This window comes from Pseudomonas sp. PH1b, from assembly GCF_000633395.1.
GTDB lineage: Bacteria > Pseudomonadota > Gammaproteobacteria > Pseudomonadales > Pseudomonadaceae > Aquipseudomonas.
The window spans coordinates 168621-190447 of sequence record NZ_AYMU01000002.1 but is presented as its reverse complement, the minus strand read 5'-3'; the positions used below and the strand labels follow the sequence as shown (position 1 = coordinate 190447).

The 21827-nt window shown below is 65.0% G+C and carries 23 protein-coding genes; 8 read left to right on the top strand and 15 right to left on the bottom strand.

The annotated features are described in order from the left end of the window. Positions 1-99: 99 nt before the first annotated feature. Positions 100-417: a PepSY domain-containing protein gene (locus U873_RS0103505; protein ID WP_025126917.1), complete on the top strand. Its 318-nt coding sequence runs from the start codon at positions 100-102 to the stop codon at positions 415-417. Positions 418-602: 185 nt separating this feature from the next. Next, positions 603-1784 (top strand): GAF domain-containing sensor histidine kinase, encoded by a 1182-nt coding sequence (locus U873_RS0103500; RefSeq protein ID WP_025126916.1) that lies wholly within the window; start codon positions 603-605, stop codon positions 1782-1784. Here U873_RS0103500 and U873_RS0103495 read toward each other — a convergent pair. Continuing rightward, complete coding sequence (locus U873_RS0103495; RefSeq protein WP_025126915.1) at positions 1781-2227, bottom strand: hypothetical protein; 447 nt, start codon at positions 2225-2227, stop codon at positions 1781-1783. The two genes, U873_RS0103500 and U873_RS0103495, sit on opposite strands and share 4 nt — an antisense overlap. 109 nt (positions 2228-2336) lie before the next feature. After that, positions 2337-3962, bottom strand: a complete 1626-nt coding sequence (locus tag U873_RS0103490) for a methyl-accepting chemotaxis protein (RefSeq protein ID WP_025126914.1) — start codon at positions 3960-3962, stop codon at positions 2337-2339. 274 nt (positions 3963-4236) lie between these two features. Between U873_RS0103490 and U873_RS0103485 the strand changes: the two genes are divergently transcribed. Next, positions 4237-5259: a transporter gene (locus tag U873_RS0103485; protein ID WP_025126913.1), complete on the top strand. Its 1023-nt coding sequence runs from the start codon at positions 4237-4239 to the stop codon at positions 5257-5259. 88 nt (positions 5260-5347) lie between these two features. Here U873_RS0103485 and U873_RS36560 read toward each other — a convergent pair whose 3' ends face one another. Next, the gene (locus U873_RS36560; protein ID WP_157838056.1) at positions 5348-5566 is read right to left on the bottom strand and encodes a hypothetical protein; all 219 of its coding nucleotides are present in this window, start codon (positions 5564-5566) and stop codon (positions 5348-5350) included. Between U873_RS36560 and U873_RS0103475 the strand changes: the two genes are divergently transcribed. Continuing rightward, complete coding sequence (locus U873_RS0103475; RefSeq protein WP_025126912.1) at positions 5566-7176, top strand: inorganic phosphate transporter; 1611 nt, start codon at positions 5566-5568, stop codon at positions 7174-7176. The genes U873_RS36560 and U873_RS0103475 overlap by 1 nt on opposite strands. Positions 7177-7315: 139 nt before the next feature. On the opposite strand, the gene U873_RS0103470 is transcribed toward U873_RS0103475, so the two are convergent. From U873_RS0103470 to U873_RS0103445, 6 genes are all read right to left on the bottom strand, one after another. After that, on the bottom strand, positions 7316-8638 hold the full coding sequence (locus U873_RS0103470; protein ID WP_025126911.1) for a cytosine permease: 1323 nt from the start codon (positions 8636-8638) through the stop codon (positions 7316-7318). A 111-nt stretch (positions 8639-8749) separates the two neighbouring features. Further along, positions 8750-9724, bottom strand: a complete 975-nt coding sequence (locus tag U873_RS0103465; protein ID WP_025126910.1) for a biotin-dependent carboxyltransferase family protein — start codon at positions 9722-9724, stop codon at positions 8750-8752. Next, the gene (locus tag U873_RS0103460; RefSeq protein WP_025126909.1) at positions 9721-10593 is read right to left on the bottom strand and encodes an allophanate hydrolase subunit 1; all 873 of its coding nucleotides are present in this window, start codon (positions 10591-10593) and stop codon (positions 9721-9723) included. Before U873_RS0103460 ends, U873_RS0103465 begins: the two co-directional genes overlap by 4 nt. Continuing rightward, positions 10590-11963, bottom strand: a complete 1374-nt coding sequence (locus tag U873_RS0103455; protein ID WP_025126908.1) for an acetyl-CoA carboxylase biotin carboxylase subunit — start codon at positions 11961-11963, stop codon at positions 10590-10592. Before U873_RS0103455 ends, U873_RS0103460 begins: the two co-directional genes overlap by 4 nt. A gap of 10 nt (positions 11964-11973) precedes the next feature. After that, positions 11974-12216: an acetyl-CoA carboxylase gene (locus tag U873_RS0103450; RefSeq protein ID WP_025126907.1), complete on the bottom strand. Its 243-nt coding sequence runs from the start codon at positions 12214-12216 to the stop codon at positions 11974-11976. Positions 12217-12310: 94 nt separating this feature from the next. Further along, a complete protein-coding gene (locus U873_RS0103445) occupies positions 12311-13069 on the bottom strand; it encodes a 5-oxoprolinase subunit PxpA (RefSeq protein ID WP_025126906.1) in 759 nt (252 codons plus the stop codon). A 267-nt stretch (positions 13070-13336) separates the two neighbouring features. Here U873_RS0103445 and U873_RS0103440 point away from each other — a divergent pair, with 267 nt between their 5' ends. Next, positions 13337-14254 (top strand): LysR family transcriptional regulator, encoded by a 918-nt coding sequence (locus tag U873_RS0103440; RefSeq protein ID WP_025126905.1) that lies wholly within the window; start codon positions 13337-13339, stop codon positions 14252-14254. A gap of 148 nt (positions 14255-14402) precedes the next feature. On the opposite strand, the gene U873_RS0103435 is transcribed toward U873_RS0103440, so the two are convergent. Genes U873_RS0103435 through U873_RS0103420 form a run of 4 tightly spaced genes read right to left on the bottom strand, consistent with a single transcriptional unit; the run spans position 14403 to position 17887 of the window. Next, positions 14403-14987 carry a membrane integrity-associated transporter subunit PqiC gene (locus tag U873_RS0103435; RefSeq protein WP_025126904.1) on the bottom strand — a complete coding sequence of 195 codons (585 nt, stop codon included), beginning with the start codon at positions 14985-14987 and terminating at the stop codon, positions 14403-14405. Then, positions 14984-16672, bottom strand: coding sequence for an intermembrane transport protein PqiB (locus tag U873_RS0103430; RefSeq protein ID WP_025126903.1), 1689 nt, complete (start codon positions 16670-16672; stop codon positions 14984-14986). Before U873_RS0103430 ends, U873_RS0103435 begins: the two co-directional genes overlap by 4 nt. After that, complete coding sequence (locus U873_RS0103425) at positions 16665-17279, bottom strand: paraquat-inducible protein A (protein ID WP_025126902.1); 615 nt, start codon at positions 17277-17279, stop codon at positions 16665-16667. Before U873_RS0103425 ends, U873_RS0103430 begins: the two co-directional genes overlap by 8 nt. Continuing rightward, on the bottom strand, positions 17279-17887 hold the full coding sequence (locus U873_RS0103420) for a paraquat-inducible protein A (RefSeq protein ID WP_025126901.1): 609 nt from the start codon (positions 17885-17887) through the stop codon (positions 17279-17281). Before U873_RS0103420 ends, U873_RS0103425 begins: the two co-directional genes overlap by 1 nt. Positions 17888-18040: 153 nt before the next feature. Here U873_RS0103420 and U873_RS0103415 point away from each other — a divergent pair, with 153 nt between their 5' ends. Next, on the top strand, positions 18041-18688 hold the full coding sequence (locus tag U873_RS0103415) for a TetR/AcrR family transcriptional regulator (RefSeq protein ID WP_025126900.1): 648 nt from the start codon (positions 18041-18043) through the stop codon (positions 18686-18688). Positions 18689-18697: 9 nt separating this feature from the next. On the opposite strand, the gene U873_RS0103410 is transcribed toward U873_RS0103415, so the two are convergent. Next, entirely contained in the window at positions 18698-19132 is a 435-nt protein-coding gene (locus tag U873_RS0103410) for a multidrug/biocide efflux PACE transporter (protein ID WP_025126899.1), read from the bottom strand. 88 nt (positions 19133-19220) lie between these two features. Here U873_RS0103410 and U873_RS0103405 point away from each other — a divergent pair, with 88 nt between their 5' ends. Continuing rightward, complete coding sequence (locus U873_RS0103405) at positions 19221-20075, top strand: LysR family transcriptional regulator (RefSeq protein WP_025126898.1); 855 nt, start codon at positions 19221-19223, stop codon at positions 20073-20075. Between the two features lie 88 nt (positions 20076-20163). Here U873_RS0103405 and U873_RS0103400 read toward each other — a convergent pair whose 3' ends face one another. Further along, a complete protein-coding gene (locus tag U873_RS0103400) occupies positions 20164-20988 on the bottom strand; it encodes a LysR family transcriptional regulator (RefSeq protein WP_025126897.1) in 825 nt (274 codons plus the stop codon). Between the two features lie 111 nt (positions 20989-21099). Here U873_RS0103400 and U873_RS0103395 point away from each other — a divergent pair, with 111 nt between their 5' ends. Beyond that, positions 21100-21825 (top strand): SDR family oxidoreductase, encoded by a 726-nt coding sequence (locus tag U873_RS0103395; protein WP_025126896.1) that lies wholly within the window; start codon positions 21100-21102, stop codon positions 21823-21825. The last annotated feature ends 2 nt before the right edge of the window (positions 21826-21827 follow it).

Genomic DNA, 21827 nt, shown 5'->3' with positions numbered 1-21827 from the left:
TTGAACAAACGGCGCAAAGCGTGACCTGTATTAAGGGTGAATTAAGTTGCAACGTCTAACCTGTGTCCATCGAAAGCCATCACCCTAAGGAAGCAACCCATGACCAAGTTCTCCGCTCTGTTCGCCGCTGCCGCCCTGACCCTGACCGCAGGCCTGGCCCAAGCCGATGTCCGCCCGGACCTGATCCCGGGCCTGCTCAAATCCGGTGCCATCATGGACCTGGAAAAACTCAACCAGGCCGCCCTGGCCCAGCACCCTGGCACCACCGCCGCCAACATCACCGACACCGAGCTGGAGCAGACCGCCACCGGCGCCTACGTCTACCAGGTGGAACTGCGTGACAGCAAAGGCATCGAGTGGGACGTGGACCTGGACGCCAAGACCGGCAAGGTCCTGAGCAACAAGCAAGACAAGTAAGCCCCACGGCACACACGGCCGCGCCCCCTTTCCAGGGGGCGCGGCCTTTTCGTGGGGGCAGGAAAACCGTCGCCGGCAACAAATTTTCCATCCGCCGCAGGTATCTGCCCCCGAGAGGCCCCCGGCTCGTTAGAATCTCCGGCAGTCGACGCGCCAGGGCGTCGAGTGCCAAGGCAGAGACTGACATGGACCTTCTAGCAGCCGACATCGCCACCATTGGCCGGATCAGTGCAGTTCCGGCGATGCTTCAGGTCATCCGCGAAATGACCGGCCTGCGCTTTGCCGCGGTGGCCCGGGTCACCGAAACGTCCTGGCACGCCTGCGCCGTGCTCGATCAGCTGGACTTCGGCCTCAAGGTCGGCGGCGAACTGGATGTGGTGACCACCCTGTGCCACGAAATTCGTGCCGCCCATGTGTCGGTGGTGATCGACAAGGCCAGCGACGACCCGCTCTATCGCGACCATCACACTCCACGCCTGTATCGCTTCGAAAGCTACATCTCGGTTCCGGTGTTTCGCACCGACGGACGTTTCTTCGGCACCATCTGTGCCCTCGACCCCAGCCCGGCGGCGCTCAAGGCCAGTGCCATCCAGAGCACCATGGAAGCCTTTGCCCGGGTGCTGGCCCTGCAGATCGAGGCCGAGGAAAACCTGCAACAGACCGAGGCGGACCTGCAGCAGGAACGGCATACCGGGCAATTGCGCGAACAGTTCATCGCCGTGCTCGGCCATGACCTGCGCAACCCGCTGTTTGCCATCCAGGTGGGCGCCGAGCGCCTGTTGCGCAAGTACCCAAGTCCCGACACCGAGCCCCTGGTCCGGCACATCCTGACCTGCAGCAACCGCGCCTCGCGCTTGGTGGAAGACGTGCTGGACTTTGCCCGAGGCCGACTGGGCCCGGGCATTGCCCTGGACCTGGCGCCCTGTCCCGACCTGGAACCGGTGCTGCGCCATGTGATCGCCGAAGTGCAGAACGTGCACCCGCAGCGCTCCATCCAGTGCCGGATCGACAAGCTGCAAGGCATTCGCTGCGATCACCAGCGCCTCGCCCAATTGCTCTCCAACCTGGTGGCCAACGCCATCAGCCATGGCACCGCGGATGGCGTGGTGGAGGTCGAGGCGCAACAACAGCCCGAACACTTCGTGCTGCGGGTGAAAAACCAGGGCTTGATCCCCGGGCACATCCTGCCCCAGCTGTTCCAGCCCTACTCGCGCCCGGCCAGCGATACGCCCCAGGCCGGGCTCGGCCTGGGCCTGTACATCGCCCAACAGATTGCCAGCGCCCATGGCGGGCAACTGCAAGTGATCTCCAACCCGCAGCAAGGCACGGTGTTCAGCTTCAGCCTGCCCCTGGGCCCGGCGGCTTAAGCCGTGGTGCTGACCAGCGATCCCGCGGCGCTGCCGTTGGAGTCCTGCAAGGCCTGGAGCAAGGCCGCAGTGGCCGTTTGCAACGAGGCACTGGTGCTGGCCACCTGAGCCTGGGCCGCGGCCACTTGCGCCGCCTTGGCATCGGCACTTTCCTGCTTGGCTTGCGCCGCCTGCAACTGCTGCTGTTGCTCCTGCAACTGCTTTTGCAGCTCGGCGATCTGCTTGCGCAGCGCTTTCACCGTATCGCTGCTGGAATCATCGCTGCCGGAACTCTCGCCCGCAGCCGCACCACCGGCAGCCGGGGCCTTGGTGGAATCGCTGGTGGCGGCACTGGAGGGCGGCGCGGCGGTCTCGCCGGCCACACTGTCCTGGCTGTCGGCGATGCGGGTCTTGCTCGAACTGACCTGGGCCTGGTTGATCGAGAGGGAACTGATGCTGACCATGATGGGTGTCCTGATGACGGGAAGATACCCGGTCATCGACACCCACCAGGGCCACTTGAGAGTGATCCTGTATCAGCCTGGTAAGCCAGCTGATACCGACTCAGCAGCCTCAGGCACTCAGGCGTGAGGTGACCTCGTTCAGCTGCCCCGACAGACCATGCAGGTTGCGGCTTGCCGCCTCGGTGCGCTGGACGTTGTCCATGTTGGTACTGGCGATGGTGGTGATCTCGGTGAGGTTGCGCGAAATGTCCTCGGCCACCGACGTCTGCTCTTCGGCGGCGGTGGCGATCTGACGGTTCATGTCACGGATCGCTTCCACCGCTTCGGTGATGCGCTCCAGCATGGCCCCGGCCTCGGTCACCTGCTGCACGCTCTGCTCGCTGCGGGACTGGCCGCTTTCAATCGCCTGGGCCGCATCCACGGCGCCGGTCTGCACGCTCTGGATGATCTGGTTGATCTCGATAATGGAAGCGGCTGTGCGTTGCGCGAGGCTGCGCACTTCATCGGCGACCACGGCAAAGCCGCGCCCGGCTTCACCGGCCCGGGCCGCTTCGATGGCCGCGTTGAGCGCCAGCAGGTTGGTCTGCTCGGCGATCCCCTGGATCACTTCCAGGACCTTGCCGATGCGTCCGCTGTCGGTTTCCAGGCGACGGATCACCGTGGCGGTGTTGGCGATCTCGCCGCGCATCTGGGTAATGCTGTGGATGGTGCTCTGCATCACCTGCTCGCCCTGCTGGGCCGACTGGTCGGCATCGTCGGCGGCGCGGGCAGCATCGGCGGCGTGGCGGGCCACTTCCTGGGCGGTGGCGGACATCTCGTTCATCGCCGTGGCCACCTGGTCGGTGCGGCTGAACTGTTCGTTGGTGCCCTGGGACATCAAGGTGGCGATGGCGTTGAGCTCACCGCTGGAGCTGTCCAGGTCCGAAGCGCTGCGCTGCAGGCTGCTGAAGGTCTGGGCCAGGAAATCACGCAGGGTATTGGCGGCCATCGCCAGCTTGCCCAGTTCATCCTGGCGCTCGCTGGCGACCCGCTGGGCAAACTGGCCACGGCTGAGCTGGGCGACATAGTCGATCAACTGGCGGATCGGCTGCACCAGGCTGCGGTTGACCAGCCACAGGCTGAGCAGGCCGATCAGCAGGCCGGACCCGAGCATAACCAGAATCCCCAGCCAGACGGTGCGATCGGCCGCTGCGCTGATCTGCAAGGATTGCTGGTCGCCGTGCTTGCGCAACTCGCTGACCAGCTCACTCATCTGTTCGCTGGTGGCCCGGTCCACGCCCTTGACCGCCCCATCCCCGGCACTCGGGTCGGCGCCCGCCGCCACGTAGGCGTCACGCCCCTTCTGGTAGGAAGCGCCGAGCAAGCGGTGCTCTTCGGCCAGGCGCTGGACCCGGCTCTTGAGCGCGCTGTCCAGTCCCGGGGTCTGGGCCAACTGCCCGAGGATGTTCTGCACATCCCGCTGACGGTCCTCGAACTGCTGCCAGTACTTGTTCATTTCCTGGGGCTGCTTGCCGCGCAACAGGACGTTTTTCCATTCCTGAACCTGGCTCTTGAACTGCAGGTTGGCTTCATCGATCAACTGCGAACTGTGCAGCGGGCCTTCGATCAATTCGCGGTAATTCTGCACGCCGCCAGACAGCAGATGAAAGCTCGCCAGGGCGATCAACAGCATCGCCAGCAGGCTACCGCTCAGCAGGGCAAGGACTTGCGCTCTCAGGGATTTTTGCAAGAACATCGAGGGGATCTCATGGCAGGGATAGAGCAGGCCCGCTGGGGGCATGCGTAGGTCCGGACTTCCCTGTCAGGTGCATTCGAAGAAGGTCGAATGCGTATTGCATGTGAGCGTGATCGGCTTTGGCCAGACAATCTTTAGCGCCGCCGACCGTCGGTATATCACGGCGGATTGTGCACTTTGAAACGTCACAAAACTGTCAAAAAGCCTTGCCATGATGGGGCACAAGTGAACCTGTGAAACCCGCGCCAGGCACTGCCCCCTCCGGCGAGACCCCATGAACCACAGCATCGACCAGAGTCACCGTGACGCCGACCTGTTCGGCCTGCTCTACGGCTTCAGCTTTCGCCCCGGCGAACGCGGCCGCGAACTGGATTCCGCCAAGGCCCTGCAAGCCCTGCAGCAACCCGAGGACAACGGTGAGTTTCTCTGGCTGCACCTGAACCTGGCCCACGCGGCCTGCGAACGCTGGATGAAGGCGCACCTGCAACTGCCCGAGGAGTTTTTCGAGGCGCTGCACGAAGGCTCGCGCTCGACCCGCATCGAACACGTGGACGCGGCCCTGCTGGCAGTGGTCAACGACGTGGTGTTCAACTTCAGCAGCATGGTCTCCTCGGACATCTCCACCCTGTGGGTCTGCGTCCGCAGCCGCCTGATCGTCAGTGCCCGCCTGCAGCCCCTGCACTCGGTGGACAAGCTGCGCTCCTCGGTCAAGGCCGGCGAGCGCTTTCGCTCGCCCCTGGAATTGCTGGTGCACCTGCTGCGCGACCAGGGCGAGGTGCTGACCCAGATCGTGCGCAGGACCAGCCTCAGTGTCGACCAGATCGAAGACCAGTTGCTGGCCGCCCGGGTATCCACCAACCGTGCCGAACTGGGGGCCATGCGCCGGGTGCTGGTGCGCCTGCAACGGCTGCTGGCCCTGGAGCCGGGCTCCCTGCTGCGCCTGCTCAACCGTCCGCCGCAATGGCTGCAGAAAGAAGACGTCAAGGAGCTGCGCAAGTCCACCGAGGAGTTCGCCCTGATCATCAACGACCTCACGGTGCTGGGGGAGCGGATCAAGCTGCTGCAGGAAGAAATCGCCGCCAACGTCAATGAGCAGACCAACCGCACCCTGTTCACCCTGACCGTGGTCACGGTGCTGGCGCTGCCGATCAACATCATCGCCGGCTTCTTCGGCATGAACGTCGGCGGCATTCCCTTTTCCGGCGACCCGGAAGGCTTCTGGATCCTCGTGGCGCTGGTGGCCACCTTCACCGTGATCGCCGGACGCTGGGCCTTCCGCAAGCGTCAGGACTACTGAAACGCCCGCTGTAGGAGCTGGCTTGCCAGCGAAGGCGCCCGTCCAGGCGATGTAAGACTCAAGGGCCTCTTCGCCGGCAAGCCGGCTCCTACGCGATGATTGCGATGATTGCGATGATTGCGATGATTGCGATGATTGCGATGATTGCGATGATTGCGATGATTGCGATGGCCGCAATGATGGCGGCGGGCGCGAACGGATCAACGGAGCCACTCAATCGCGCAAACCATGACTTGAGGCAGTCTCCTTGTAACAATTGGCAACGATCATGGGCGACACTCCTTCCAGCAACAGGATTGTCCAGCAATGGCCACCCCTTCCCTGACTGCCACCTCCCCCAACCTCGACGCCAAACCGCAGCTGGATAAAAAACCCGGCCCCTTCACCCTGGTGATGTTCTTCGCGGTATTGGCCATGGGCCTGCTTTTCACCGCCTACAGCCTGGTGCACGACATGCACGAGCTGGGCACCACGGTCACCACCTGGACCCCCTTCCTGCTGCTGGGGGTGGCCTTGCTGATCGCCCTGGGCTTCGAGTTCGTCAACGGTTTCCACGACACCGCCAACGCCGTGGCCACGGTGATCTACACCCATTCGCTGCCGCCCCAGTTCGCCGTGGTCTGGTCCGGCCTGTTCAATTTCCTCGGGGTGCTGCTGTCCAGCGGCGCGGTGGCCTTCGGCATCATCGCCCTGCTGCCGGTGGAGCTGATCCTGCAGGTCGGCTCCTCAGCCGGTTTCGCGATGATCTTCGCCCTGCTGATCGCGGCCATCCTGTGGAACCTCGGCACCTGGTGGCTGGGCCTGCCCGCCTCGTCTTCCCACACCCTGATCGGCTCGATCATCGGCGTCGGCGTGGCCAATGCGCTGATGCACGGGCGCGACGGCACCAGCGGCGTGGACTGGAGCCAGGCGACCAAGGTCGGCTACGCCCTGCTGTTCTCGCCAGTGATCGGTTTCGTGTTCGCCGCCCTGCTGCTGTTGGCCCTGCGCCTGTTCGTCAAGAACCGCGCACTGTACAAGGCGCCCAAGGGTGATGCCCCGCCGCCGTGGTGGATTCGCGGCCTGCTGATCCTGACCTGCACCGGGGTGTCTTTCGCCCACGGTTCCAACGACGGCCAGAAAGGCATGGGCCTGATCATGCTGATCCTGGTGGGCACCCTGCCCATGGCCTATGCCCTGAACCGCACCATGCCCGCCGACCAGGCGCTGCAGTTCGCCGCCGTGGCTGAAGTCACCCAGCAGGCGCTGGTGAAATACGCCCCGCAACCGGCCCCGGCCGACCCGCGCCCGGTGCTCTCGGAGTACGTGCGCAGCAAGGAGGCGACACCGCTGCTGATTCCGGCACTGGCCGCCCTGACCGGCTCCATCGGCACTGAAGTGAAAGGCTACGGCTCACTGTCCAAGGTTCCCGCCGAAGCCATGGGCAACGTGCGCAACGACATGTACCTGACCAGCGAAACCATCCGCCTGATGGACAAGGGCCAGGTCGGCCGTTTCGACCAGGACACCCAAGACAAGCTGCAGCTGTTCAAGCAACAGATCGACAACGCCACGCGCTTCATCCCGCTGTGGGTGAAGATCGCCGTGGCCATCGCCCTCGGCCTGGGCACCATGGTCGGCTGGAAACGCATTGTGGTGACCGTCGGCGAAAAGATCGGTAAGACCCACCTGACCTATGCCCAGGGCGCATCGGCGGAAACCGTGGCGATGCTGACCATTGGCGCCGCCGACATGTTCGGCCTGCCGGTATCGACCACCCACGTCTTGTCGTCAGGGGTGGCCGGGACCATGGTGGCCAACGGCGGCGGCTTGCAGATGCGCACCATCCGCAACCTGGCCATGGCCTGGGTGCTGACCCTGCCGGCGGCGATCCTGCTGTCGGGCAGCCTGTACTGGCTGTTCACCCAACTGTTCTGATCGCCAGGTGGCCATCGAGGGCCTGGAAAGACCCTCGATGGCACGGCCCAGGCCGGCGCCTCCATCCGCCCCCTACCTCGGCACCAACGCTTGGCAGCGCAGCAGGGCCATCCTGCCCCGCCCCTCTGCCACCCTCGGCTCAGGTCGACTCCGGCAGCCCGGCGCGAAGACCGCTGGACAATCCGGCCTGCAAGGCAAACGCCAGGAGCCCGGTCAGCGGTGCGGAAAAACTCGCCAGGCCGCCCCCGGCCCACATCAGCAGCAGACCCAGGGCAGTGCCGCCGAACCAGGCCGTCAGCCCCACCGGATTGAACGCCGGGGCGCCTTCGATCCCATCGCTCCGGGTGCGCCCCAGGAGGATCTGCGCCAGGGCCACGCCGACCCAGGCGACCACGAAGATCCCCTGGTAGGCCAGGGCCTTGAGCAGGTAGGCAAACACATCCGCCAGCATCAGGCCGTAGACGATGATCCCCACCGCCACCGCCCACATCAGGTACGAGCCGCGAATCCCGAAGCGGCTGAAGAACGCCTGCATGTTCAGGGTCGCCAGGTAGTAGTTGGCGGTGTTGATCCGGGTCTGGGTGGCCCAGACGAACAGCAGCCCCCACAGCCCCATCAACTGCAGGATGGCCATCACCACCGAGACCTCGTTCAACGCCCCCTCATGGGGAATGCTGCTGACCAGGTAGATGCCCGCCGCGCCGTTGAGCAGGAAGGTCACGGCATAGAACGGCATGCCGAAATTCCAGCGACCGTGGTAGGCCGCATCCTCGGGCTTGCCGAAACGCGCGTAGTCGAAGGTGAACAGCATCAGGATCCACACCCCCATGTACGCCACGAAGCAGTCCCACCATCCCCAGGCACTGGGGCTCGCCGGGCCGAAATCCAGCCACTGCGGCTGATAGCCATAACGCGCGATGGACAGGCCCACGGCAAACAGCAGGCCGCCCAGGTACACCGGCAGCAGCACGCCGTTGAGCTTGTCCAGCCAGTGCTGCACGCTGCCCAGGATCAGCGGCACGCTGTACAGCACCACCAGCAGCGCCGCCAGTGGATAGAGCAATTGCGGGTACAGATGGTTGAGCGCCACGGCGATCACCGAGCCTTCGAACACTGCGTAGTAGATCGCCGTGGAGAAGAAGATCAGGATCGCCAGGCAGGCCCCGGTGCTGCCAAACAGCAGCCGCGAAAACAGCGCTACGGACAACCCGCTGCGCATGGCGAAGCGGCTCAGCACGCTGTTCACCAGACCGTAGCTGAGCACTGACAGCAACATGCCGATCAGGGCATTGCGGGCGCCGTAGGACAGGGCCAGGGAAGCACCGACGACGATGTAGAACATCGCGCTGCACACCGCCCACCAGGCCATGGTCAGGGACAGCCGGCCCATGCGCGCGGCGCTGGGAACGGCGACGCTGGCCGGGGCCTGGCCGGTTTGCTGCGATTGCGATAAAGCTGCCATATGCGTGAACTCCAGAACCAGTCATAGGTTGAAGCGCGGGCAGCCGCCACCGCACCGAGGTGCGGCGTTGGCTTGCCGTTTGGCAGGGCCCGCGCGATGCGGCGGGCAGAATCAGGAAGAGAGCAGCTTGCTCAGGCAGCCCAGTTTCTTCTTATAGGAGCGCCGGGCTTCCAGCGCTTCTTCGAGGGTCACCGCAATGAAGCGGGCCTTCTGGTTGGGTTGCATCTGGCCGATCAGGTCGAGGTCGGCACTGATCACCGTGCCGATCATCGCGTAGCCACCACCGGACACCGCATCCCGGTGCAGGACAATGGGCTCCAGCCCGGCCGGCACCTGGATCGAGCCGATGGGGTAGCAGCTGTCGACAATGTTCGACGGATCAGAACCGGCGCCAAACGGCTGTTCCCGGGGCTGGAAGCCCAGGGCGCTGCCGCCCTTGAAGCGATAGCCGATGCGGTCCGCCTCCGAGCCCACGGTCCAGGGCTCGGCAAAGAAGCTGAGCTTGGCCGCTTCGCTCAGGCGCTCGTAGTACAGGCCGGGCACCACCCGCAGGCTGATTTCGCCGCCCAGGGTCTGACGCAGGGCCATGGGCAGGCTGGCGCCGGCGCGGCCCTTGCCACTGTCGGCACCCACCGGCAACTCGTCGCCGGCCACCAGCCGCCGGCCCTGGGATCCCCCCAGGGCGCCCAGGGCGTAGGTAGACCGGCTGCCCAGGACCAACGGCACGTCGATGCCACCGGCCACGGCCAGGTAGGCCCGGGCACCGGCCTTGGGAAAGTCGAAGCGCAGCACCTGCCCGGCCTTCACCGCGAACGCGGTATCCAGGTGCTGGTCGACGCCGTCGAGCTTGGGCGTCATGTGGGCCCCGCAGACCGCCACCAGGGCGTCCCGGGTGAATGCAAGCTCCGGCCCGAGCAGGGTGCACTCCAGCCCCGCAGCCCCGGCCGGGTTGCCCACCAACTGATTGGCGGCGCTCAGGGCGTACTGGTCCAGGGCCCCGGACGGCGGAATGCCCAGGTGATAGAAACCTTCGCGGCCCAGGTCCTGCACCGAGGTGGCCAGGCCGGGTTTGATGACCTTGATCATGCCAGCACCTCCTGCAACGACTTGGGATAGCCGACCGGGTCGGCAAGAAAGGCATCCAGGGAAAACTCCACCTCGCGGATGCGCAGGTCGAAATGCCCGGCCTCGACCTCGGCCACCGCCTGGTCATAGGCCTGGCGGTCGATGGGCTTGAACTGCACGATATCGCCCGGGCGGAAGAACACCATGTGCGCCTTGAGGTAGGCCAGTTGCTGCTGCGGGTCGTAGATCGGTGCCGGAGTGACGCCGAACATCTGGTAGCCACCGGCGCCACGCACCGAGTAGATGCAGCCGAAGCAGCCGCCATGGCCCAGGGTCAGCTTGGGGGTGTCGGTGCGTGGCCGCAGGTACTTGGGCACCTGCAACTGGCGCTCACGCTCGACCATCTGGAACATGAACGGCAGGCCGGCGACAAACCCCACCATCGAGACGAACCAGGGCGCGCCACTGTGGGCAGCGATGAACGCCTCGACGTCGGCCAGGCCGTTGATCCGGGCCGCGTACTCCAGGTCGGTGGCGCTGGGGTCCTGATGGCGATCGCGAAAACGCATCAGGGTCTCATGGGTCCAGGGATCGTTATAGAGCACCGGGATCTCGATGATCCGGGTGTGCAGGCTGCGTTCGGCCACCGCCCCCGCTTCTGCCTGCTGCACCGCCTCCAGCAGGTCCTGTGGAGCGATGCGGTCAGGGTCGAAACGGATCTGGAACGAGGCATTGGCCAGGCAGATGTCCAGCACCCCGTCCAGTTCCAGGCGCTCCACGGCGCGGGTCACCGCCATGCCCTTGAAGAAGGCCTGCAGCGACATGCTGTCGCTGACCTCGGCAAACAGATGCTCGTCGGCACCAAAGCTGTAGCGAATCGGCTGGCTCATGCGTCACCTCCGGCGCGGCGCTCGGCCAGCCAGGTTTCCAGGGTTCCCGTATGGAAGTCGGCCCGTTGCAGCCAGGGTTCGGCCAACAGCTCGCGGTGCAAGGGCAAGGTACTGGCCATGCCGGTCAGGGTGGTGTGCTCCACGGCAATTCGCGCCCGGGCCAACGCCTCGCCACGATCACGGCCGTGCACGATCAACTTGGCCAGCAGCGAGTCGTAGTAAGGCGGCACAGAATATCCCGGGTACAGGTGACTATCGACCCGTACCCCGGCCCCTTGCGGCCAGACCAACTGCTCGACGGTGCCCGGGCTGGGAAAGAAGTCGCGCGTCGGGTCCTCGGCGTTCAAGCGCATCTGCAAGGCCGCGCCATTGAGCTGGATATCGCTCTGGCGCAGGCCCAGGGGCTCGCCCCCGGCAATGCGCAGCATGGCCTGGACCAGGTCGATGCCGGTGATCAGTTCACTGATCGGATGCTCGACCTGGATCCGCGTGTTCATCTCGATGAAGAAAAACTCGCCGGTGCTGTCGTCATACAGGTATTCCAGGGTGCCGGCGCCCCGGTAGCCCAGGGCCTCGGTCAGGCGCACGGCGCTGCTGCAGAGTTGTTCGCGCTGGACGCTGTCGAGCACCGGCGATGGCGCTTCCTCGAAGATCTTCTGCCGCCGCCGTTGCAGCGAACACTCGCGCTCGAACAGGTGCACCGCATGCTTGCCGTCCCCCAGGACCTGGACCTCGATATGCCGGGCCCGGCCAATAAAGCGCTCCAGGTAGACCGCCCCATTGCCGAAGGCGGTCTGGGCTTCACGCTGGGCCCGGGGAAACTCCTCGGCCAACTGCGCCGCATTCTCGGCCAGGCGAATCCCTCGTCCGCCACCGCCGGCGCTGGCCTTGATCAGCAGTGGAAAACCCACGGCCTCGGCAGCGTCGAGCGCCGCGGCAAGATCGAACAGCTCACCGGCAGACCCCGGCACCACCGGCACGCCTGCGGCCTGCGCGGTACGCCGGGCTTCGGCCTTGTCGCCCATGCGGCGGATGGTCTCGGCACTGGGGCCGACGAAGATCGCCCCGGCATCGACCACCGCTTGGGCAAAGTCGGCGTTCTCCGAAAGAAAGCCGTAGCCGGGGTGCACCGCATTGGCACCGCTGGCCTGGAGGGCGCCGAGCAGCGCCTGGACATTCAGGTAGCTTTTGTCGGCCCGGGCCGGGCCGATGATCTGCACCTCGTCGGCGATCCGTGCGGCCATGGAGTCGGCGTCCGCCTCGCTGCAGGCGGCCACGGTGGGAATCCCCAGGGCCTTGGCGGCACGCAGGATGCGCACGGCGATCTCGCCGCGGTTGGCAACCAGCAGCTTGCTGATGGATTGAGTCATGATCCGGCCCTCACTGCGCGAGCGTCGCGACGACCTGGCCCGGCTCCACCGGGTCGCCGTCTTCCACCAGAAAGGCGCGGACCTGACCCGCGCTCCCGGCGGTCAGTTCGGAAAACTGCTTCATGACCTCGATCAGGCCGATCACGGTGTCGGCGCTGACGGTGTCGCCGACCTCGACGAAGGGCGCCGACTCAGGGGTCGCCTTGCGATAGAACGTGCCGGGCAAAGGGGTGATGACGTTGTGTTCGGCCATGTCTGTTCCTCTTGGAATAGTTGTAGAAAGGCAGGCAAAAAATTCAAACCTGGGTGAAACCTGCATCTAGGCGCAGTGCTTCAGATCGGGCGCTTCAGCGCGGCGCACGGACCTCGATGCCGGCCTGGTCCAGGGCCTTGCGAGTGGCCTCCACCAGGGCCAGGGCCCCCGGGGTATCGCTGTGCAGGCAGATGGAATCGAATTCGATGGCCAGGTCTTCACCCTCCACCGTACGTACCAGGCCGCTCTGGCAAGCCCGCAGCACCCTGGCCGCCACCGCCGCCGGGTCCAGGGCCCGTACCTGGCGGGTGAAGACAATGGAGCCGCTGAGGTCATAGTCACGGTCGGCGTAGAACTCGCCGATCACCGGCTGGCCCAGCTCCCGGGCAACGCGCCAGATCACCGAGTTGGGCATGCAATACAGCAGCAGTTCCGGTTCCAGGCGACGCAGGTTCTCCACCAGCAGGCGCGCCGCTTCCTCATCCCGGGCCAGGTGCATGTAGAGCGCGCCGTGGGGCTTGATGTGCTGCAGGGCAACGCCCTGGACCCGGGCCAGCTCACGCAGGGCACCGAGCTGGTACAGCATGTCATCCACCAGCTCCTGGGCCGGTGCATTGATGTGTCGACGGCCGAAACCCACCAGGTCGCGAAACCCCGGGTGGGCGCCGATGGCCACGCCCAGGCGCTTGGCCTGTTCGACGGTGCGGCGCATGGTGCTGGGGTCGCCGGCGTGAAAGCCGGTGGCGATATTGGCCGAACTGATGAAGCCCATCAGCTCGTCGTCGACGCCATCGCCGATGGTCCAGGGGCCAAAGCTCTCGCCCATGTCCGAATTGAAATCCACTGCCTGCATCACTGTTGCTCCAACTTTCGTGACTTCGTGCCACGGAAATTAGAACCCTCTTGACCCCTTGGGAAGATCTATTATCAGATAGAGCATCTTCTGAAAAACAGATAACTAAGCTGAAAACATTGCCCCAGGCGGCTAAGCAAGACCCAGGATCGTCTGGCTGCAGAGAGGGTTTTCCAACCGAGGCGGTGCGCCCGTCGGCCACTTTCCACCAAAGCGGCGGGGGCCGTTTGCTCACCTGATGCTGGCGCGCGCGCCGAGGATGATTCCATGTCGTTGACCCTGCGCCAGGTGCGCTACTTCGTTGCCACCGCCGAGATCGGACAGATTTCCCAGGCGGCGATCCACCTCAATATCTCCCAGTCGGCGGTGACCACGGCGATCAAGGAACTGGAGGCGATGCTCGCCGTGCAACTGTTCGTGCGCTCGGCCCAGGGCATGAACCTGACCGATGCCGGGCGGCACTTTCTCAACCGCGCCTACGTGATCCTGCGCAGTGTCGAGGATGCGCTCAACAGCCCGCTGCCGGACTACCGGGCCAGCGGCGTGCTGCACCTGGCGGCCAGCTATACGGTGATCGGCTACTTCCTGCCGCACCACCTGCAGCGCCTGGAACACTGGCACCCGGATGTCACCATCGAGCTGCATGAACAGGAGCGCCAGGCCATCGAGCAGGGCTTGCTGGAGGGACGCATCGACATGGCCGTGGTGCTCACCGCCAACCTCACGCACCCGGACATCGTCTCGGAAACCCTGTTCAACTCCGAACGCCGGCTGTGGCTACCGGCGCACCATCCGCTGTGCGAACGGGCCAGTGTCAGCCTGGCGGACGTGGCCGAGGAGCCCTTTATCCTGCTCACCGTCGATGAAGCCGAACAAAGCGCCATGCGCTACTGGGAGCAGGCCGGCCAGCAGCCCAGGGTGCGGGTGCGCACCAGCTCGGTGGAGGCGGTGCGCAGCATGGTGGCCAATGGCAGCGGCGTGGCGATCCTCTCGGACCTGGTGCACCGGCCCTGGTCCCTGGAAGGCAAGCGCATCGAGACCTTGAGCCTGAGCGATGCGGTCACGCCCATGAGCGTCGGCCTGGCCTGGCACCGCGAGCGGGCCTTCACCCCGGCGATGCAGGCCCTGCGGGACTACTTTCACGACGCCTTTCTGGCGCCCCAGCAGCTCAGCGCCCGGCGCTGATAGCGGCAGATGAGCCGGCTCCGCTAGCGGCTGTCGAGGAAGGCTCGCCGGAGCTTGCCTGGCTATCCGCGACGCGCCTCATCGTCTTCCCCCCTGCGCACCGCGCGCTCACAGCCCGCGGTGGCAGCTACGGATGCGGGCTCATCGCTCAAGGACAGCTCCAGCGCCGGGCGCTGGTGGCCATCTGCTCGGCCAGTTGGCCAATGGCCTGCTGGTGGGCCTGCACCAGGCTGCTCAGCTCGACACCTGCCGGCTGGCGGACCTGGCTGCTGCAGGTGAGGCTGCGGGCCGATTTGCCCTCCTCCCGCAGGCGCAGGCTCCAGACCACGTCGATCAATGCGTATTGCCCGGGCAGGGACTCGAAGCGCCGGACATCGGTCTGCACCGCCAGCACCGGGCGCCCGGGCTGCTTGGGCAAACCTTCAAGGTTGCGGCTACCCAGTTTCGACTCCAGCTGGCTGGCCAGGGCATCGTGGAACTCATCCACCAGCGGCGCGCTCCAGCGCTGGGTCTCGAGGATCGCCAAGGTGCCGCTGTCCTGGCGTACCACCAATTGCGGCTGGTCGACCTGAACCGGGATGCGCACCGTCGACATCTCGAATTGGAACGCCGGCGGCGAGGTCGCGCTGGCCCCGGCGCTCACTGGCGGCATCAAGGTGTAGTAATGGGTCGGCGCGGAGCTGCAAGCCGCGAGTCCCAGGGTCAGGCTCAACATCAGGGCACGGGTTTTCATGGCTGGGATTCCGCTGCGGAAGGACGAACTGAAGTGGACGGCGACTGGTAGGCATCCGGTTGATTGTCTTTCAGGCGACCACGGATCAGCGCCTCAGGATGACGCCCGAGGAAATCGGTCAGCACCCGTACCGACCGGGCCGTGCGCTGCACTTCTTCCATGGCCTGGCTGAGCTTCTGGCGCTGCGGCGAGTCCTCGGAGAAGCTTTCGTTGGCATTGGCCAGGGTCTTCTTCGACTGCTCCAGGGTGTCGCGCATCTGCGGCAGCACTTCGCCATTGACCTGCTTCAGGGTCTTCTGCATTTCCACCAGGCTGCCATTGAGATTGGCGGCGATGCTGTCGATCGGCAGCTTGCTGATCTTGTCGACCACGGCCTGCAGTTGCTCCTGCAGCTTGTCCATGCTGCCCGGCACCGTGGGGATCTCCACCGGACGCGCGGTGACATTGAACGGTGCCGGCTTGGCTTCGGGGAAGAAGTCCAGGGAGATGAACAACTGGCCGGTCAACAGGTTGCCGCTGCGGGGCTGAGCCCGCAGGCCGCTCTTGACGAAGGCGCCGATCAACCGGGTTCCGTTTTCCTCGCTGCCGCCGCCCTGCTTGACCAGTTTTTCATGGGCCTTGCCCAGGCGCTCGGGGTAGATCACTGCGCCCACCACCGTTGGGAAGTACTTGCGCTGCTCGTCGTAGTCCAGGTCCATGGACACCACCTTGCCGATCTTCACCCCGAGGAACTCCACCGGTGCATTGAGGGCCAGGCCCCGCAAGGCCTGGTCGAAACGCATGCGGATGTAATAGGGCTCGCCATCAGGTGGCGCCAGGGCGGTGTCCTGGTCGGTGAACAGGGTGTACTCGGCATTCTCCTCGGCCGGCTTGGCATTGGGGCTGTACTTGGGTTCGACGAAGGCGATGCCCCCCGCGAGAATCGTCGACACCGATTCGGTGTTGACCTTGAGGCCCTCGGCCCCCAGGGTCACGTCCACTCCACTGGCATTCCAGAAACGGGTGTCGGTGGTGACGTATTTGTCATTGGGCGAGTTGACGAAGACTTCCAGGTCCACCCCTTTGCCGTTGTTGGCCAGGTGGTAGGACACCACCTGGCCCACCTCGATGCGCCGGTAGTAGAGCGGCGAGCCGACATCCAGCGAGCCCAGGTCGTCGGTGTGCAAGATGAAGCGCTTGCCCTTCTGGCCATAGGTGATGGGCGGTGGGGTTTCCAGGCCCTTGAAGCGGTCCTTGCGTTTGTCCGCCTTGCCGGCATCGGCGCCGATAAAGGCACCGGACAGCAGGGTATCGACCCCGGAAACACCGCTGGCGCCTATGCGTGGACGCACCACCCAGAAGTTCGAGTCCTCGGCGGTGAAGGGTTCCGCGGACTGATCCAGCTCGACCTTGGCAATCACCTTCTTGCGGTCGTCGCTCAAGGCGATCGCCGTCACCTTGCCGATCACCACGTTTTTGTATTTGACCTGGGTCTTGTTGGCTTCCAGGCCTTCGGCGGTCTGGAAACTGATGGAGATTTCCGGCCCCGCGGAAAGCGAGTTGTGGACCACCATCGACAACCCCACCAGGGCCGCGACTATGGGCACCAGCCAGACCAGGGAAACGTTGAAGCGCCGGTTGCGTATCGCCGGACTGCCCGGTGCGGCGGGGGCCCTTGAAGCGTTGGAACCTGGATGATCAGACATCTTCTACCTCTGCATCCCAGATAAGCCGGGGATCGAAACTCATGGCCGCCAACATCGTCAGCACCACCACCAAACCAAAAAACAGAATGCCCATGCGCGGGTCGATGGAGCTCAGGGCACGAAACTGCACCAGGGCCGCCACCACCGCCACCACCAGCACATCGAGCATCGACCAGTAGCCGATCAGTTCGATGAATCGATAGAGCCGTGCACGCTCGCGCTGGGCCCAGCGGCTACGGCGCTGGCAGGTCACCAGCAAGGTCCCGAGGACAAAGAACTTGATGCAGGGCACCACCACGCTGGCGATGAAAATCAGCAGGGCGATGTCCCAGGCGCCGGCTTTCCAGAACTCCACCACGCCGCTCATGATGGTGTTTTCACTGGCACTGCCAAAAATGCTGGTGTGCATCACTGGCAGCAGATTAGCCGGGATATAGAAAATCAGGCTGGCCAGCAGAAAGGCCCAGGTCCGAGCCAGGCTGTTGGGCTTGCGCTCATGCACCGGTGAATCGCAGCGCGGGCAGCGGTGCTCCGACAACTCGCAGGCGCGGCCGCAGGTGTGGCACAGCATCAATTGCAGGTCTCGGGCATAGGGCGGTGCGCTCATCAGTAGCGGCCCTCCAGGTCTTCCCACAGGCGGCGGATGTCCTTGCCGGAGATCAGGATGATCAGCACCGTCAACATCGACAGGGCCCACAACCCCAGCCCCGGGTGCACATCGAGCATGCCGGCCAGCTTGACGATCGCCACCAGGATGCCCAGCAGGCAGACCTCGAGCATGCTCCACGGACGCAGGTGTTCCAGGGCGCGCATGCAGGCCTTGAAACCCGGCGCCGCACGGTCGATGCAGGCAAACCCCAGCACCCAGCACAGCAGGATGATCTGCAGGCAGGGCGCGAGGATGATGGTCAGGCCGGTGACCGCGGCGATCAGGCTGATGCGCCCTTGGGCCAGGGCTTCCACCGACTGCCAGAGGGTCGCCTCGTTGCTCAGGCCTTCAAGGCTGATCTTGATCACGGGAAACAGGTTGGCGAAGACGAACAGCACCCCTGCCGTGATCGACAGCGCCAGCAACTGCTGCACGTTCAAGTGCCGCGCGCGCGCCAGCACGGCGCCGCAGCGGGCACACTGAGCGGTCTGGCCCTTGGCGAGCGGCACGGGCTCGTACACCGAATCGCAGTGTTCGCAAATGATCCAGTCGCGGGAAATAGTCATGGCCTTTAAAGAGTAGGAAAGTCGGTGAGCACTGAGGAAGGCTCTCACCGTCGGGCATTTTCAGCAAAAGTAGAGGATTGTGTCTAGTTTTATCCGAGGACTGGATACAACCATCTACGCCATAATAGGCGCCCCCGGGAAACTTCGCCGACCATGATCGACTCCACGCCCTCCTCCAGCCGACTCCAGCGCACCCCCAAGCAGATCCGTGGCCGCCAGCGCGTCACGGCGATTCTCCAGGCCTGCGCACGCCTGCTGATCTGCCAGGGCGCGTCGAGCCTGACCATGCACGGCATCGCCCGGGAGGCCGGCACCTCCATTGGCTCGCTCTATCACTTCTTCAACGATAAGCAGCAGGTGCTGGAAGCCCTGGGCCAGTGCCATGTCGCCGCCTTGAGCGCAATCGTCGAGCCCTTGCAGGCGGTCGATGAGAGTCATTGGCAGGGCCTGAGTTCCCGAGAGGTGATCGAGCAGATGATGTTGCCGATTCTGGAGTACCTCGAGCAGCACCCGGATCTGTTGCAGATGATCAACCCGGGGTTTGCCCTGGGCCCGCTCAAGGCCCCCGACCTGCAGGCGCAGATCCACCGCGCCTATGAGCGGATCCTGGCGGTGCGCATGCCCCAGGCCAGCGCTCTGCAACGACAAGCCTACGGGCTGGCGATGCTCGGGCTGCCCATTGGCCTGTTCCAGCGGGCGCAGGAGCATCCGCAGTTCAAGCGGGCGCTGCTGCTGGAAGAGGTGCCCCGCGCCCTGGAGGCCTACCTGGAGGCCATCGAACGCCTGCACCCCCAGGTCTGAAGCCGGCCCTCAGTGGGCCAGCCGCTGTTGCAGCCACTTGTCCCGCAGGACGTCGTAGCCCCAGTGGTAGACGTAGGTGTACGGCAGGAAGAACAACAGCACGCCGATGTCCAGGATGAACGCCTGCAGCAGGCTGATGTTCAGCCACCAGGCAATCAGCGGTACCCCGAAGGCCACCAGCCCGCCTTCGAACATCAGGGCATGCAGGACCCGGGTCCAGCCGTTGCGCGCAAGCTGCAAACGGCTCAGCAGACGATCGAACAAGCCGTTGAACACCACGTTCCAGGCCAGGGCCAGAAGGCCGATGCCGATGGTCACCAGGCCCATGTCGGCCATGGGCTTGTCCATGATCCAGGACAGCAGCGGGGTGCAGATCAGCACCGCCAGCAACTCGAAACCTACAGCCTGGAAGACACGTTCGGTAAGGGATTTTTGAAGGCTCATGGCCTGCTCCTTGAGTGAAGATGCTGGCAATCATCCAGCAGCAGGCCGATACTTCATAATCAATAACCATCGATCAAGGCGATAGTTCATGGCCTCACATGAAGTGCTGCTAGCGTTCGTCCAGGCCGCCACCCAAGGGTCGTTCTCGGCTGCCGCACGCAAGCTGGGCAAGAGCCAGTCGACCATCAGCGCGGCGGTGGCCAGCCTGGAAATCGACCTCAATGTGCAACTCTTCGACCGCGCCAGCCGCAAGCCCGCGCTGACCCCGGCCGGGCACGTGCTGCTGCAGCGCGCGGAAGACATCCTCGCCGCCACCAGCCGCCTGGAAATGGCCGCCAGCCAGTTGTCCCAGGGGGTCGAGGCAAAACTCACCCTGGCGCTGTCCGACACCTATCAGTCGGATCGTTTCGAAAGCTGCCTGAGCGCCTTCGAGCAACGCTACCCGGACCTTGAGCTGGAATGCCTGATCGCCGAATGCGAGGACCTGATCGCCCTGGTGCAAAGTGGTCGGGCGCAGATCGCCTTTGCCGAGATGCAGACCGACTACCCGGCGGACCTGGATCACCGGACCATGGATGAACAAGGCGAAATCTCCCTGTTCGTCTCCCACAAGCATCCCCTGGCCCAACTGGCCCGCGTCGATCAGGAAGCCCTGCGCCAGCACCGGGAACTGCGCCTGGCCACGGTGCTCAACCCCTACGACAGCCGCACCCAGGGCCGGGTGTGGTCGGCCCCCAGCTACCTGATGCTGCTGGAAATGGCCCAGGGCGGCTTCGGCTGGGCGCCGTTGCCGCGCTGGCTGGTGCAAGGCTTTGGCGCAGGCAAATTGCAGGAGCTGAAGATCCGCGGCTGGCCACGCCCGGTGGTGGTCGACGCACTCTGGTCGCGCCTGCACCCACCAGGGCCGGCGGGCAGCTGGTTGCTGCAACGGATGCTGGAGTGAGAGCGTTCGAGCCGCCTGCCATGGCCTTCGACAGCGCGCCGCCTCGAAGACGGCCCACTATCGCCGAGCACGACCGCCGAGCCGCCGATCAGACCTGCAACCGGTGCGCCTGGAAATACTCGTGCAAGGTCCGCAGGGCTGCCGACTCCAGCGCCTGCGCGGCGTAGCACAGGCCAATGCGCCGGCTCGGCGCCGGCAGTGGCAGGGCCCGGCTCACCACCCCCGCCCGCCCCTGCACCAGGGAGGCCGGCAACATGGCCACGCCAATGCCCGCCGCGACCATGTTCAGCGCCTGCTGCAAGCTGCCGGCGTGCCCCGCCGGGCCCTGCGACGAGCGCCCATAGAGCGCCATCAGCCGCTGGTGGGAAGCATGTTGCGGGCAGGTGATCCAGTCTTCCGCCCGCGGCTGGGCACTGGCATCGGCCACCAGCGGGTGATCCACCGACACCGCCAGCACATAGGGTTCTTCCCACAGCGGCAGGAACAGCTCGTCCTCGCAGCACAGCTCCTCCACCGCCAGGCGCGCATCGCCGACACAGCCTTGCTGCAGGGTCAGCAACAGGTTGGGCAGCGCCTGGTGAGCCATGCGCACAAAGGCGGCAATCTGGCTGTCGGCAATATCGCCTTCCACGCCCAGCTCCAGCGCGACCCGGGTGTGGTCTTCACGAAACAGCCGGCTCATGACCTCGGCTTCGGCCACCATGCGCCGCGCCTGGGGATACAGCACCCGCGCCGCAGCGCTGACCTCCACTCCCCGGGGCTGGCGCAGGAACAACTGCGCCCCCAGCTCTTCCTCCAGTTGCCTGACGGTCACCGACAGGGTCGGCTGGCTGATGCACAGGCGCTGAGCCGCCGCGGTGATGTTGCGCTCCTCGAACACCGCGAGAAAGGCCTTGAGATGGCGAATATCCATAGGAAATACCGATGACAGACAGAGAAATAAGGCATTTTTCAGAGAGTTTCGGCCTAAATATACTTCCCCCCAAGCACAGCCATCCGTTTTTCTTATTCCTGGAGTCCCTTCATGAGCAAGCCTCTTGTCATCGTCACCGGCGCCAGTTCAGGCATCGGCGAAGCCACCGCTCGCCTGCTGTCGGCGGCCGGCCACCCGCTCCTGCTGCTGGCCCGACGCATCGATCGCCTGCATGCACTGAACCTGCCCAACAGCCTGAGCCGCGCAGTCGACATCACCGACCGCGCCGCCCTGGTGGCCGCGGTGCAGGAAGCCGAGCAGCAGTTCGGTCCGGCCGATGCCCTGATCAACAACGCCGGGGTCATGCTCCTGGGGCAGATCAGCCAGCAGGCCCCCGAGCAGTGGGAACAGATGCTCGACGTCAACCTCAAGGGTCTGCTCAACGGCGTGCACGCCGTGGTGGCCGGCATGATCGAGCGCCGCCACGGCACGCTGATCAACATCAGCTCGGTGGCCGGACGCAAGACCTTCCCCAACCACGTGGCCTATGTCGGCACCAAGTTCGCAGTGCATGGCCTGTCGGAAAACCTGCGTGAAGAACTGGCGCCGCACAATGTGCGGGTGATCACCATTGCCCCCGGCGCGGTGGAAACCGAACTGTTGAGCCACACCACCGACGACAGCATCAAGGCCGGCTACCAGGCCTGGAAACAGGACATGGGCGGCACCGTGCTGAGCGCCGAGGAGGTGGCCGCGGCCATTGCCTTCGCCTACCAGCAACCGCAGCAGGTGTGCATCCGCGAGATCGTCCTGGCGGCCACGCGCCAGCAGGCCTGAGG